This window comes from Mycobacterium sp. (assembly GCF_040509115.1).
Classification (GTDB): Bacteria; Actinomycetota; Actinomycetes; order Mycobacteriales; family Mycobacteriaceae; genus Mycobacterium.
Map to the genome: position 1 here is coordinate 1 of NZ_JBEVLO010000287.1, position 13,208 is coordinate 13,208.

The following is a 13,208-nucleotide window of genomic DNA, read 5'->3' on the forward strand; positions in this document are numbered from 1 at the left end:
GCGCCGAGGAAGAGGCCCTCAAGGGCGCCGTAGGTGAGGACGATCGCCGGGTTGTCCTGCTTGCGACCGAACGTCGCGATCATGACGAGGGCGAATCCACCGAGGCCGCCGACGATCGCGAACGGCATCATCAGGCCTGGGTTGGCGCCCACCATGAGGTATGAGACCACTGCGACCGCAGTAACGACGGCCAGCGTGATGCCGGTCTTGGTGACGACGTCGTCGATGGTCAGCGGGCGGGATACACCCGTCTGCTGCGTCGGGTACTGCTGAGCCGCGTAGGGATCGGCGTGCACCGCTTGGGTCGCGGCACCGGCGGCTCCGGTACCGAATTGGGCGTATCCGCCCTGCCCTCTGGGCAAGGACCGGAATACCGGGTTGCTGCTCTCGCGCACCGTCGGTTCCTATCTCTCGTGCTGTGGGTTCGTCTGATGACGGACACCGGGACAACGTGCGGCGACTCCAACCGGTTCCCGGACGGGGTCGCCCAAACTGTGAACTTCTTGGGAAAGGCTACCCGTGTGGCCTCGACCCAGGGTCACGATCTAGATTCAGACACCGTGGCGGAAAACGAGGATGTCCTAGTAAATGTCAGCAATGGCGTGGGTTTGCTAACGCTGAACAGGCCGAAGACCATCAATTCCCTCACCCACGGCATGGTCACCGTCGTTGAGAAGGCTCTCAGAAACTGGGCTGACGACGACCGGGTGCACTCCGTTCTGCTCACCGGCGCTGGGGAACGAGGGCTGTGCGCGGGCGGCGACGTCGTCGCGATCTATCGCAGCGTCAAGGACGACGGCGGCAGCGCCACGCGGGCGTTCTGGTGGGACGAATTCCGGCTGAACTCCTACATCTCGACGTACCCGAAGCCCTATGTCTCAGTGATGGATGGCATCACCATGGGCGGTGGCGTCGGCGTCGGTGCGCACGGCAGCGTCCGCATCGTGACCGACACCACCAAGATGGGCATGCCCGAAGTCGGCATCGGCTACGTTCCCGACGTGGGCGGCACCTATTTGTTGGCCCGCGCGCCGGGGCTGCTCGGCCTGCACGCCGCGCTGACCGGCGCGCCGTTCTCCGGGGCGGATGCGATCGCGATGGGCTTCGCCGACCACTTCGTGCCGCACGCGGATCTCGGCGCATTCACCGATGCGGTGCTCAACGACGGCGTCGACGCGGCCGTGTCCACCTACGCCACCGAGCCGCCGGCGAGCAACCTCCTGGCGCAACGGCATTGGATCGACGAGTGCTACGCCAGGGACACCGTGGCCGACGTCGTGGCCGAACTGCGTGGGCACGACGCAGGTCCGGCCGCCGACGCCGCCAACCACATCGCCAGCCGGTCCCCCATCGCGTTGGCCGTCACGCTCGAGTCGGTGCGGCGGGCTGGCAAGCTTGACTCGCTCAACGACGTTCTGCGCCAGGAATACCGGGTGGCGTGTGCCACGCTGCGCTCGCACGATCTGGTGGAGGGCATCCGCGCCCTGCTCATCGACAAGGACCGCAATCCCAAGTGGTCGCCGTCGTCCCTTGCGCTCTTCGACGAGAATGACGTAGAGGCGTACTTCGCTCCCGCTGACCCCGACCTGACGTTCCCGGAATAGGAGTCGAGCGAGTGAGGAACGAGTGAGGATCGCAGCGAGGAACGAGCGAGGACCGGAGCGAGAAGGAGTCGAGCAATGACCTACGAGACCATCCTGGTGACCCGCGACGATCGCGTCGGGACCATCACGCTGAACCGGCCGAAGGCGCTCAATGCGCTCAACAGCCAGGTGATGGCCGAAGTGACCACTGCGGCAGCCGAATTCGATGCCGATTCGGGTATCGGTGCCATCATCGTCACCGGCAATGAGAAGGCCTTCGCGGCAGGCGCCGACATCAAGGAGATGGCCGACCTGTCGTTCGCCGACGTCTATGCCGCCGATTTCTTCGCACCGTGGGCCAAGTTCGCCGCCACGCGTACGCCCACCATCGCGGCGGTGGCCGGATACGCGCTCGGTGGCGGCTGCGAGTTGGCGATGATGTGCGACATCCTGATCGCCGCGGACAGCGCGAAGTTCGGCCAACCGGAGATCAAGCTGGGCGTGCTTCCCGGCATGGGCGGTTCGCAACGGCTGACCCGCGCCATCGGCAAGGCCAAGGCGATGGACCTCATCCTGACGGGTCGCACCATCGACGCCGCCGAGGCCGATCGCAGCGGCCTGGTGTCGCGCGTGGTTCCGGCCGACACCCTCCTCGACGAGGCGAGAGCCGTCGCCGGCACCGTTGCGGGCATGTCGCTGTCGGCGTCGCGGATGGCCAAGGAAGCCGTCAACCGCGCGTTCGAATCCTCACTGACCGAAGGACTTCTGTACGAACGACGGCTCTTTCACTCTGCGTTCGCCACCGACGATCAGACCGAGGGCATGGCCGCATTCAGCGAGAAGCGCGCACCGAACTTCACCCACCGCTAAAGTGCGTTCGTGGCCGGCCCCGACGAGCGCTTGCGCGAGGAGCGCGTGACGGACACCAAGACGGTCGACGAACCGGAGGCACCCGAGCAGACCGCCCCGCGGCCGGACTGGTGGCTGCGGCGCTACACGTATTTCGGCACCGCGGTCGGCCTGGTGTTCATCTGGCTGTCGATGACGCCGTCGCTGCTACCCCGCGGCCCGCTCTTCCAGGGACTGGTCAGCGGGGCGGGCGGCGCAATCGGCTACGGCCTCGGTGTCTTCGGCGTCTGGCTGGTCCGCTACCTGCGGTCCAAAGACAGCAGCCCGGCCGCGCCGCGGTGGGCGTGGATCGCGCTCATCGTGGTCGGCATCGTCGGCCAGACGCTGGCGATCATCTGGTTCCACGTATGGCAGGACGACGTCCGCGACTACATGGGCGTGCCACGGCTGGCGTTCTGGGACCACCCGCTGACCGCACTGCTGTCGATCGTGTTCCTCTTCGGGTTCGTCGAGGTCGGGCAGCTGGTCGGTCGACTGGTGCGCTTTCTGACCCGTCAGCTCAATCGCGTTGCACCACCACGGGCTTCGGCGGTCGCCGTGGTCACGCTGCTGCTGGTGCTGAGCATCGCGCTGCTCAACGGCGTCGTGGTCCGCGTCGGCATGCAGGTACTGAACAACACCTTCGAGTCGGCCAACAACGAAGAGGACCCCGACTTCGCCGCGCCGACGACGCCGCTGCGCTCCGGCGGGCCCGGCTCCTACGTCAGCTGGGAATCGCTCGGCCATCAAGGACGCGTGTTCATGGCCAACGGCCCATCGGTCGAGGACCTGGAGAAGTTCAACGGCCCTGGGGCGATCGAACCGATCCGCGCCTACGCCGGGTTGAACTCCGCCAACGGGATCAAGGCCACCGCCGCGCTGGCCGCCCGCGAACTGCAGCGCACCGGCGGGCTCGACCGTGCCGTGGTCGCGGTGGCCACCACCACGGGAACTGGTTGGATCAACGAGGCCGAGGCATCCACGTTGGAGTACATGTTCAACGGCGACACCGCGATCGTCTCCATGCAGTACTCGTTCCTGCCGAGCTGGCTGTCGTTCCTGGTGGACAACGAGAACGCCCGGCAAGCCGGGCAGGCGCTGTTCGAGGCCGTCGACGCGCTGGTCCGCGCCATGCCGGAGGGCACGCGCCCCAGACTCGTCGTCTTCGGTGAGAGTCTCGGCTCGTTCGGCGGCGAGGCGCCCTTCCTGTCGCTGAACAACCTCATCGCGCGCACCGACGGCGCGCTGTTCTCCGGGCCGACGTTCAACAACACGATCTGGACCGACCTGACGCGCAACCGTGATGCCGGCTCCCCCGAGTGGCTACCGATCTACGGCAACGGCTTCAACGTCCGGTTCGCCGCGGACGCCGACGACCTGAACCGACCACGCGCGACGTGGGGTGAACCGAGGGTGGTCTACCTGCAGCACGCGTCCGATCCGATCGCGTGGTGGAGCCCAGACCTGTTGTTCACCAAGCCGGATTGGCTGCGCGAGCCCCGCGGCTCCGACGTCTCACCCGAGATGGAGTGGATCCCGGTCGTGACGTTCCTGCAGGTGTCGGCCGACATGGCGGTCGCCGTGGACGTCCCCGACGGACACGGCCACGTGTACGTGCGCGACGTGGCAAATGCCTGGGCAGCGATCATGCAGCCGCCGGGCTGGTCGCAGGACAAGACGGACGCGCTGCGTCCGTTGCTGCGCTCCGACGAGTGACTACCCGAGTCGGGCGAGCGCGCCGGACGCCCGCAGGGCGTGATACCCGCCGACCACGTCGGTCGAGCGGTGCAGGCCGAGGTCGACGAGGGCTGCTGCCGCGAGGCTGGACGTGTATCCCTCCGAACAGAGGATGATCCACTCGACGTCATCGCCGACTGCCTGCGGTAGACGAGCCTCGCTGGTGGGGTCGCAACGCCATTCGAGCACGTTGCGTTCGATGACCAGCGCGGCGGTAACGTCGCCCTCCTCGGCGCGCTGCGCCGCGGGCCGGATGTCCACGAGTAGGGCGCCGCGGTCGAGCGCGGCGGGCACGTCGTCGGCCTCGATCCTGGTCAACTTGGTGCGCGCCGAGTCCAGTACGGCATCGATGCGGCTCCTCGCGTCCGCAGGTGTCATCAGTCCCCCTCTGGCTTGTCCGTCAGCTCCGTCCGATCACGACGAAGCGTATTCCGCTCGGTCACTTCGTAGTACGACATGGCCGTCAGCGGCGGAGAGTACGCATGCACGCTCAGCGTGGGCAATTGACGGCCCGAGGCCGGAGGTGTCCGCACCGTCACCGACTCGGGGGCCCAGACGACGTCGTGCACCCATCCGAGCGGAAACCCGGCCTGAGCGCCTGCATCGAGGTGACGTTCGCGCAATGCCTCACCATCCCACCGGGTTTCGGAGAGGGCACCGGACACGACGGTCAGCGCTCCGAGGGAGCCGCCGTGGTCGTGCAGTTCGGTGGAGCGCTCGGGAACCCAGCTGATGAGCCACACGTCGAGTTCGTCGTCGCCATGCAGGCGGGTGAACCAGCGCTCGTCGGTCGGCGGACCGCCGACCGGCAGCACGTGGTCGTAGCGACCGGACAGCACGTGGTCGGCGGCGACGTCGGTGGCGTGAAGTAGATCGGGGAGCCGCAGTCGGGTGGGGGCGACGACGGACGGAAGTGCAACGGTCATGGGAACGAACTCCAGGGAACCAGGAAACGGGGTCGGGAAGGGGGCGGGCGTCAAGCCCGACAACACTCCCGAAAGGTGGTCCGTTCCAGCACGTTGGCGAGTGTTGCATAGATTGGGTCCATGCGCAGCTACCCGTTCGCCTCAGCAGTCGCGGTGGCAGCCGCAGCGGTGGTCATCGCCGGCTGCTCCTCGGGCTCCGATGAGGCCCAGTCGCCGTCGTCGTCGCAGACGCAAGTTCCCGGTTCCGCGGCCACCACCACCACGACCACGCCGACGCACACGGCGGCTCCTGGCGCGGTCGGCGTCTCGCCTCAAGGCGTCACGACCGCGGTGGGTGCGCCCGCCGAATCGACCGAGGAGGAGTACTTCCAGGCCTGCCAGGCTGCGAAGACGTGGATGACCGACAAAGGTGGGGACCTCAAGTCACAGTTCGAGCCGTACCTGCACGACCTGCAGTCGTCGAACGCCGCGGGCCCGGGCACCTTCGGCACGCCGTGGGCGGAACTGACCGCCGGGCGTCAGGCGGCGATCATCGTCGCGGCCGAGGCGGCCGCTGACAATCTGTGCGGCTGAGCCACTTTTAATCACGGGTGCCGGAAAGCCCGTCACCGGGACGCTCCGCCTGCTCCGAGATCCAGCGTCGACCGCGATCGAGTGCCTCGTCGAGTGCGCCGAACACGCGGCTCGAGGCGGGCACGATGCCGTCCGGGCCGAGCATCCGAGAGATGCCCCCGCGGTCGAGGACCTTGGCCGCCGCAGGGCTGACTCCGGCGATGATCAGTCGTCCACCGTGGGCTTCGAGCTCGGTGGCCCAGCTGCGGAGCGCGCGGATCACCTTGGAGGACGGAACGTCCGGCAGGGCACGCATGCTGAGCACCACGACGGAATTCGAGCTGCCCTTGACCTGTGGCCACTCCTCGTCGATGCGGGGCACCTCGGCGAACAGTCCGACGCCTGCGTAGTGCAGGACCGTGACCTCGTTGCTGGGGCACGACGCTGGCACCTCGCCGATCTCCCAGTCACCGCCGACGGCGGGGGTGAGCGCGACGAGCCGAGCCGACTGCGAAGCCTTGACGCAGTAGAGCACCAGCGAGGTGACGGCTCCGATCAGGATCGCCTGATGCAGGGGCAGCTCCGTCGTGGCGACGAAGGTGACGACCATGGCGACGGCGGACAGCGGGGCGGTGCGCAGAACGAGGGTGACGTCGGCCCAGCGTCCCGCGATCAGTTCGATGCCGATCACCAGGACCAGTCCGCCGATGACGGCCATCGGGATCAACTCGGCGAGCGAGCCGGCGACGACCACGAGAAGGGTCAGCCACAGTCCGGCGAAGACACCCGCCCATCGGGTCTGGGCGCCCGCTGACACCGAAACACCGGTGCGCGAGAGCGACCCGCCGGTGGGCAGGGCGCCGAGGAATCCCCCCGCCAGGTTCGCAGCGCCCTGCGCGGCGAAGTCCCTCGACGTGTTCGACCGGCTGCCGTCTGGGTTGGGCACGGCCGCCGAGATGCCCGCCGCCTGCGCGAGCCCGACCAGCGCCACCGCGAGGCCACCGCCCAGCAGTCCGGGGATTGCCTCGACGTTCGGTAACACCAGGGGCGGCAGCGCATTCGGAATGGTGGAGATGTCGCCGACGTCCTCGACGTCGACGTGCGCGATGACCACCGTGACCGTGACTACGACCAGCGCGATGAGGAGCGCGAAGGCCTCGAGGCGTTTGACCAAGTGGAAGGCCAGCCACACCAGCACCGTGGCGAGCGCCACCAGACACGGTGCGAGCTCCCATGATCCGACGTTGGCGAACGCCTCGACGAACTTGCGGACGGTGTTGTGGCTCTCCGGCCGGTATCCCGTGGCATCGCTGATCACGCCAGCGACGATCTGCACGGCGATGCCGGTGGTGAATCCGGTCATGACGGCGTTGGAGACGAAGTTCATGATCGAGCCAAAGCGCAGAAGCCCGAACACGAGCATCACGACCCCGACGACGAGGACCAGTGCGGCGACGTTGCGGGGATCTGCGGGGTCGAGGCCCGCGGCGGTCAGCACGCTGCGCGACGACAGCGCCAGGGCGCTGGTCAACGTGGTCACCATCAGCACCGTTCTGGCGAAGACGGAGCCCAGGATGGTCGACAGCATGCCGGAGTACAGGCCCGCCACGGGATTGAAGCCCCCGATGCTGGCGTAGGCCATGCCTTCCGGGATGGAGAACAGACCCGTGACGAGCCCGGCCGTGACGTCTCGCCACTGCGGCCTACCCACGCCGCGGATGGCGGTATGCAACCGGGAGCGGTCAGCCGCCGGGACGCTGGTAGCCGGCTTCGCTGGCCCGTCCGTCACCGCGCCAACACTGCCACGCGAACGTCGCGGTGGACGGCGAATCGACGGGTCCGAAAGCTCAAGGCGAGTAGACATTTAGCTTAGCTACGCGTAGTGGTTTGCGTCACATTGTCGAGTACTATGTGTTCCTCATCACTTTGCAGAGGGAACGCCGATGGCCGCATCGCAGAAGAGCCCACTGGGGCAGCCCCGTCCCGCCCTACCGCCTGCTGCGGGCGGATCCATCAACGGCATGCGCGTGTTGATGGGCATCGTCCTGGTGCTCATCGCGATCGCCGCCGTCTCGGGAGTCGTGATGGCCATGTCGAGCGGGCAACCGCAGGTGGCGTTCATCATCGGCCTGCTCGCGGCGGCGTTCTTCGCGCGCATCGGCTGCTGACCGCTCAGTCCGAAGCGCCCCACACCAAGCAGAACGGGTGTCCCTCCGGGTCCCGATAGACCCTGAAGTGATCCTCGCCGACTGCGTCGCTGACTCGGGATGCGCCGAGCGCCAACACCTCTGACTCGGCAGTGGCGATGTCGTCGACTTCGACGTCGAGGTGGAATTGCTGTGATCCGTGCGGATCGGGGAACTGCGGTGGCCGGTACTGCGGCGCCTTCTGGAACGCCACCCGCCGGCCGGTGGGGTCGGTGACCACCACCCACGTGTCGTCGTCGGCAACCGCCTCACCGCCCAGCAACTCGGCGTAGAAGGCCGCTAGCCGACGCGGGTCGGCGCAGTCGAGCACCACGGAACGTATCTTGCCGATCATGTTGTCCAGGGTTGCCCGTTCGGCGCCGATTCAACACGCAAAGATGGATCGATGCGGGTCGCACTTTGTCTCGGAAGCGGTGGCGCTCGTGGCTATGCGCACATCGGCGTCATCAACGAATTGCACGACCGCGGCCACGAGATCGTCGGGATCTCCGGCTCGTCGATGGGAGCGCTAGTCGGCGGCCTGGCCGCGGTGGGCAAGCTCGACGAGTACACGGCGTGGGCGAGCTCGCTGACCCAGCGGGCGGTGTTGCGACTGCTCGACCCGTCCCTGACGTCCGCAGGGGTGCTCCGCGCGGACAGGATCCTCGACGCCGTACGCGAGATCATCGGGGAAGCCATGATCGAGGAGCTGCCCATCCCGTACACGGCGGTGGCGACGGATCTGATCGCTGGTCGGTCGGTGTGGTTGCAACGCGGGCCGGTCGACGCGGCTATCCGGGCGTCGATCGCAATTCCCGGCGTCATCAAGCCGCACCTGCTCGACGGCCGGCTACTCGCCGACGGCGGCATCCTCGATCCACTGCCCATGGCGCCGCTTGCCGCGGTCAACGCCGACCTCACCATCGCGGTGAGCCTCGGCGGCGATGACCCCAACCGCGCCGCCCCCGGACCCGACACCGGGCCGACGATTGAGTTGCTCAACCGGATGTGGCGCAGCACAACGGCTTTGCTCGATACGGCGACAGCGCGAACCCTGTTGGACACCCCGGCGGCCAGGACGGTGCTGAGTCGGTTCGCCAACGACGGTGTCGAGACCGACGATCACGACGACCACACCGAGTTGTCCGTTCCCAAGCTCGGCAGCTTCGAGGTGATGAACCGCACCATCGACATCGCGCAGGCGGCACTGATGCGGCACACGTTGGCGGCCTATCCGCCCGACCTGTTGATCGAAGTGCCTCGCACGACGGCGAGGAGCTTGGAGTTCCACCGTGCCGAGGAAGTCATCGAGATCGGGCAGGAACTTGCCGCACTGGCACTGGACACCCTCGTCGTGCGACGGAGGCAGGAACCCATCTTGGGTACCAACTCAGAGGTCTAGCTTGGGTACCAACTCATAAGTCCAGGAAGCGGGCGATCCGAGCGGCCTCGCGCCGCCCCTGCTCGCGGCCCGCGATGGCCGACGGGATGCGACACGCCGGGTCAAGCGGATTCGGGCCGAAGGCTGCGAGGGCGTCCTCGTCGGCGAAGACGCTCAGCGCCGCACCCGGGAATTCGGCGATCTCCAGTGCGGTGCCTACGCCGAACGGCGAGGGGACGGTATCGCTCGACGGGACCAGCACGACGATTTCGTCACAGTCCGACGCGGCAGACAGGTTGATGCTGCTGCCCACTCCGCCGTCCATGTAGCGGCGATCGCCGACCGTCACCGGCGGCCACGCCCCTGGAACCGCACAGCTGGCGGCCACCGCGTCGATCAGACCGATGCCGGTGTCGCGGTCGACGATCACCAGTTCGCCCGTTGCGGTATCGATGGCCGTCACCCTGAGCGTGCGTTCGGGCCACTGGTGCGAAGGCAACCGGTGGGCAATGACGTCGCGGCGCACGGCTTCTGCGACGGTGTGGGTGGCCAGGGCGATGGCCCCGATGCGTTGCAGCTTCTGTTCCGTGGTGGCGTCCGGAACCTCCAGCGCCGTGACGAACAGTGCCACCACGTCGTCGACGTCGATGCCGGGGTCCAGCTCGTGGGACTCGACGGCGATCTGCGCGGCGAACAGTTGTTCCAGCGCGACGCCGCTACCGAGTTGAGCGGCGACCGTCGACCCCGCGGACGTACCGAGCAGCACGTCGGACTCGAGCAGCGCCTTGGCCGCCGCGGGTGACTCGTCGGCGAGCCCACACATCACCCCGGTTTCCCAGGCGATCCCCGCAAGTCCCCCGCCGGCCAGCACCAGTGCGCGTCTCGTCACGGGAATCGAGTGTGCCAGCCGTGGCGGTTCATCCCGCAGGCGGCGGTGCGGCGTTGGGCTACGATTCCGCAATGCCCCTGGCCGACGGCGAGATGTTTGCCGGCTACCTGATCATTCGCCGGTTGGGCGCGGGCGGCATGGGCGAGGTGTACCTGGTCCAGCACCCGCGGTTGCCACGACGCGAGGCGCTGAAGATCCTTCCCTCGGCGTTGACCAACGACGTCGACTTCAGGGAGCGCTTTCACCGCGAGGCCGACATCGCCGCGACCCTGTGGCACCCGAACATCGTGGCGATCCACGACCGTGGGGAATTCGAGGGGCAGATCTGGATCACGATGGACTACGTCGAGGGCACCGACGCATCGCGCCTGCTCAACGAGCGCTACCCGAACGGCATGCCCGCCGAGGAAGCCCTCGCGATCGTGCGGGCGACGGCGGGCGCTCTGGACCACGCGCACCAGCAGGGGCTGCTCCACAGGGACGTCAAGCCCGCGAACATCCTGCTGACCACCCCGGCTGCGGGCCAGCGTCGAGTCTTGTTGGCCGACTTCGGCATCGCCCGCAAGCAGGACGAGATCAGCGGACTCACCGCCACCAACATGACGGTGGGATCGGTGACGTACGCGGCGCCGGAACAGCTCACGGGCGAGCCGCTCGACGGTCGCGCCGATCAGTATGCGCTGGCGTGCACGGCATTTCACCTCATCGTCGGTAGTCCCCCCTTCGACAATTCCAACCCCGCAGTCGTCATCGGCAGGCATCTGACCGCCGAGCCGCCCAGACCGTCCGGGCGTCGAGCCGAGCTGGCCCGTTACGACGGCGCCCTGATCCGAGCGATGGCGAAGGACCCGCAGCATCGGTTCGCCACTTGCGAGGAGTTCGCCGATGCCCTTTCGGCGCCGCCGCACCGGGTGGTCATGACCAATCCTCGCGAGACGGCCGCTGCGGCGGCCCCGACGATGGCCGCCTCGATACCCGACGTGGTTCGGCCGCCGGGACCACCGCGAAGTCACTGGCAGCCCGCGACGGCGGGCCCGCCCGCGTCGCCGCAGCAGTGGCCGTCGACGCCTCCGCCGTCGGGGAGGAGTCGCGCGCCGCTCTGGGCCGCCGCGGGTGGCGTCGTCGCGGCAGTCGTCCTCGCGCTGGTGGTCTTCCTCGCCATCCGCCCCGGCGACGACGCGGCATCGGCGACGGAGGAGTCGACCACATCGCTAGCACGAATCACGACGACGTCGAACATCGAACCCTCGGCCGTGACCTCCGAGGAGAGTTCTCCCGAGCCGCCTCCGCCGCCTCCGCCGCCACCGCCGCCAGCGCCCGTCGTCGTCCCCGGTGACCTCGGGCTGTCGATTCCGATGACCCGACCGGCCTGCGACGGTACCGGAATAGTGGTGCTGTACAACGCGGTAACGCCGGGTGCCTACGTCGAGGAGATCGGGCAAGCACTCGCAAGCCATCCTGGTGCGTCGTACCTGCGTACCGATCAGTCGTGCCCCTCGCTGCGCCAGCGCGATGGCAACGGCAACGTCATCTACGCCGTCTACCGCGTCGCCGGTCGCACGCAAGCCGAGGTCTGCGGTGCCGTGCGCTCCGCGGGCGATGGCGCGTACGGGAAGTGGCTGGACACCTCGACCGACCCGGCGTTCATCCTCCCGTGTTGAGCTCGCCGCGACTCGGGTCGATCGCCTCGGTGGCGGTCGCACTCTTGGTGGTAACGGGTGCCGCGCCCGCCGCGGCCGAGCCTCCCGCTCCCCCGGCGCCGATCGTGCCTGCACCGGTCCAGCCCGCCAACGTCGGCGACCTCAAGGCCGACGCCATCACGTATTACGACAGTGGTGCGTACCTCACCGATCTGCAGCTGGCCACGGCGCCCGCGATCGCCTGGATCGCACAGCGAGCGCCCCAGGTCGCCCGCCCCGCCGTGGTCTTCGACATCGACGAGACGGCGTTGTCCAACTGGGACGTCATCCGCGCCAACGACTTCGGCCGGGTCATCGACGGGCCGTGCACGAATCTGCCCGCCGGTCCGTGCGGCTGGCGGGAATGGGACCTGCGGGCGCAGTCGACGGTGATCCCGCCGACGATGGCTGTCTTCCGTGCCGCCAGAGAGCACGGCGTCGACGTGTTCTTCATCACGGGTCGCGACGAGTCCCAACGTGCGGCAACCGAGCGCAACCTGGCCGCCGTGGGATACACCGGATACCGGGATCTGGTGATGGAACCCGTTGCCGGACACTTTGATTCGGCGGCAGACTTCAAGGCGCCGCAGCGCGCCCTCATCGAGCAGCGGGGATTCGCGATCATCGCCAACCTCGGCGATCAGCCGTCGGACCTCGCAGGCGGATTCGCCGAGCAGACCTATCTGCTGCCGAATCCCTTCTACCGGATTCCATGAGATGCAAGGGAGCGATCGATCGATGGCCGACACGATGAGAGCCCAGCGGTTCTATGCCGACACCAAGAGGATTGTCGTGGAGGATGTTCCGATCCCGGAGCTCGGCCCTGGCGAGGTTCTGGTGAAGGTGGCGTTCTGCGGAATCTGCCATTCGGACCTGAGCCTGATCAACGGCACGTTCCCTGCCCAGCAGGAGGTCGTGACCCAGGGTCACGAGGCGTCGGGCACGATCGCCAAACTCGGTCCTGGGGTGACGGGGTGGTCGGAGGGTGACCGTGTGGTGGTGGCCGCCGGGCGGCCTTGCCTGGGCTGCGTCAACTGTCGGCGCGGTGACGTGTCGAACTGTCTTCGCATCCGGTTGATGGCGTTCGCGTACGACGGGGCATGGGCGGAATACACCGTGGCGCAGGCGTTCGGGCTCACCAGGGTGCCCGACAACGTTCCGCTGGAGCAGGCCGCGATTCTGGCCGACGCCGTATCCACGCCGTACGGCGCGGTGGTACGCACCGGCAAGGTTGGGATCGGCGAGTCCGTCGGTGTCTGGGGTCTCGGCGGAGTGGGCACCCACGTCGTGCAACTGGCCCGGCTGGTCGGCGCGGCGCCGATCATCGCCGTCGACGTCAAGCCCACCGTGCTCGACCGTGCACTGGAGATCGGTGCCGACTATGCCT

General features: G+C 67.9%; 15 protein-coding genes. 9 read left to right on the forward strand and 6 right to left on the reverse strand.

Features of this window, described 5'->3' with window-relative positions; all coding sequences use genetic code 11:
• Positions 1–395 (reverse strand): Bax inhibitor-1/YccA family membrane protein (locus ABW137_RS19810; RefSeq protein ID WP_526403084.1); only part of this gene is annotated, 395 nt, incomplete at its 3' end.
• Between the two features lie 165 nt (positions 396–560).
• On the opposite strand from ABW137_RS19810, the gene ABW137_RS19815 reads away from it, so the two are divergent.
• The 3 genes from ABW137_RS19815 to ABW137_RS19825 all read left to right on the forward strand — a co-directional run bounded on the left by ABW137_RS19815 (position 561) and on the right by ABW137_RS19825 (position 4,187).
• Positions 561–1,604: a 3-hydroxyisobutyryl-CoA hydrolase gene (locus tag ABW137_RS19815; protein ID WP_526403086.1), complete on the forward strand. Its 1,044-nt coding sequence runs from the start codon at positions 561–563 to the stop codon at positions 1,602–1,604.
• Between the two features lie 75 nt (positions 1,605–1,679).
• Positions 1,680–2,453, forward strand: a complete 774-nt coding sequence (locus ABW137_RS19820) for an enoyl-CoA hydratase (RefSeq protein ID WP_526403088.1) — start codon at positions 1,680–1,682, stop codon at positions 2,451–2,453.
• A gap of 45 nt (positions 2,454–2,498) precedes the next feature.
• Entirely contained in the window at positions 2,499–4,187 is a 1,689-nt protein-coding gene (locus ABW137_RS19825; protein ID WP_526403109.1) for an alpha/beta hydrolase, read from the forward strand.
• Here ABW137_RS19825 and ABW137_RS19830 read toward each other — a convergent pair whose 3' ends face one another.
• Entirely contained in the window at positions 4,188–4,586 is a 399-nt protein-coding gene (locus ABW137_RS19830; RefSeq protein WP_526403090.1) for a rhodanese-like domain-containing protein, read from the reverse strand.
• Positions 4,586–5,134 (reverse strand): cupin domain-containing protein, encoded by a 549-nt coding sequence (locus ABW137_RS19835; RefSeq protein WP_526403092.1) that lies wholly within the window; start codon positions 5,132–5,134, stop codon positions 4,586–4,588. Before ABW137_RS19835 ends, ABW137_RS19830 begins: the two co-directional genes overlap by 1 nt.
• Before the next feature lie 120 nt (positions 5,135–5,254).
• Between ABW137_RS19835 and lpqV the strand changes: the two genes are divergently transcribed.
• Positions 5,255–5,707: a lipoprotein LpqV gene (gene lpqV, locus ABW137_RS19840; RefSeq protein WP_526403094.1), complete on the forward strand. Its 453-nt coding sequence runs from the start codon at positions 5,255–5,257 to the stop codon at positions 5,705–5,707.
• A gap of 7 nt (positions 5,708–5,714) precedes the next feature.
• Here lpqV and ABW137_RS19845 read toward each other — a convergent pair whose 3' ends face one another.
• On the reverse strand, positions 5,715–7,475 hold the full coding sequence (locus ABW137_RS19845) for a SulP family inorganic anion transporter (RefSeq protein WP_526403096.1): 1,761 nt from the start codon (positions 7,473–7,475) through the stop codon (positions 5,715–5,717).
• A 154-nt stretch (positions 7,476–7,629) separates the two neighbouring features.
• On the opposite strand from ABW137_RS19845, the gene ABW137_RS19850 reads away from it, so the two are divergent.
• Positions 7,630–7,854, forward strand: coding sequence for a hypothetical protein (locus ABW137_RS19850; protein ID WP_526403098.1), 225 nt, complete (start codon positions 7,630–7,632; stop codon positions 7,852–7,854).
• Between the two features lie 4 nt (positions 7,855–7,858).
• Here ABW137_RS19850 and ABW137_RS19855 read toward each other — a convergent pair whose 3' ends face one another.
• Positions 7,859–8,227, reverse strand: a complete 369-nt coding sequence (locus tag ABW137_RS19855; RefSeq protein WP_526403100.1) for a VOC family protein — start codon at positions 8,225–8,227, stop codon at positions 7,859–7,861.
• A gap of 51 nt (positions 8,228–8,278) precedes the next feature.
• Between ABW137_RS19855 and ABW137_RS19860 the strand changes: the two genes are divergently transcribed.
• Positions 8,279–9,274, forward strand: a complete 996-nt coding sequence (locus ABW137_RS19860; RefSeq protein ID WP_526403102.1) for a patatin-like phospholipase family protein — start codon at positions 8,279–8,281, stop codon at positions 9,272–9,274.
• 13 nt (positions 9,275–9,287) lie between these two features.
• Here ABW137_RS19860 and ABW137_RS19865 read toward each other — a convergent pair whose 3' ends face one another.
• Positions 9,288–10,148, reverse strand: coding sequence for a patatin-like phospholipase family protein (locus tag ABW137_RS19865; RefSeq protein WP_526403111.1), 861 nt, complete (start codon positions 10,146–10,148; stop codon positions 9,288–9,290).
• Positions 10,149–10,162: 14 nt separating this feature from the next.
• Between ABW137_RS19865 and ABW137_RS19870 the strand changes: the two genes are divergently transcribed.
• The 3 genes from ABW137_RS19870 to ABW137_RS19880 form a co-directional block, all read left to right on the forward strand.
• A complete protein-coding gene (locus tag ABW137_RS19870; RefSeq protein ID WP_526403104.1) occupies positions 10,163–11,803 on the forward strand; it encodes a serine/threonine-protein kinase in 1,641 nt (546 codons plus the stop codon).
• A complete protein-coding gene (locus ABW137_RS19875; protein ID WP_526403106.1) occupies positions 11,800–12,537 on the forward strand; it encodes an HAD family acid phosphatase in 738 nt (245 codons plus the stop codon). Before ABW137_RS19870 ends, ABW137_RS19875 begins: the two co-directional genes overlap by 4 nt.
• 22 nt (positions 12,538–12,559) lie before the next feature.
• Positions 12,560–13,208, forward strand: a 649-nt coding sequence (locus ABW137_RS19880; protein ID WP_526403108.1) for an alcohol dehydrogenase catalytic domain-containing protein, incomplete at its 3' end; no start/stop codon positions are given.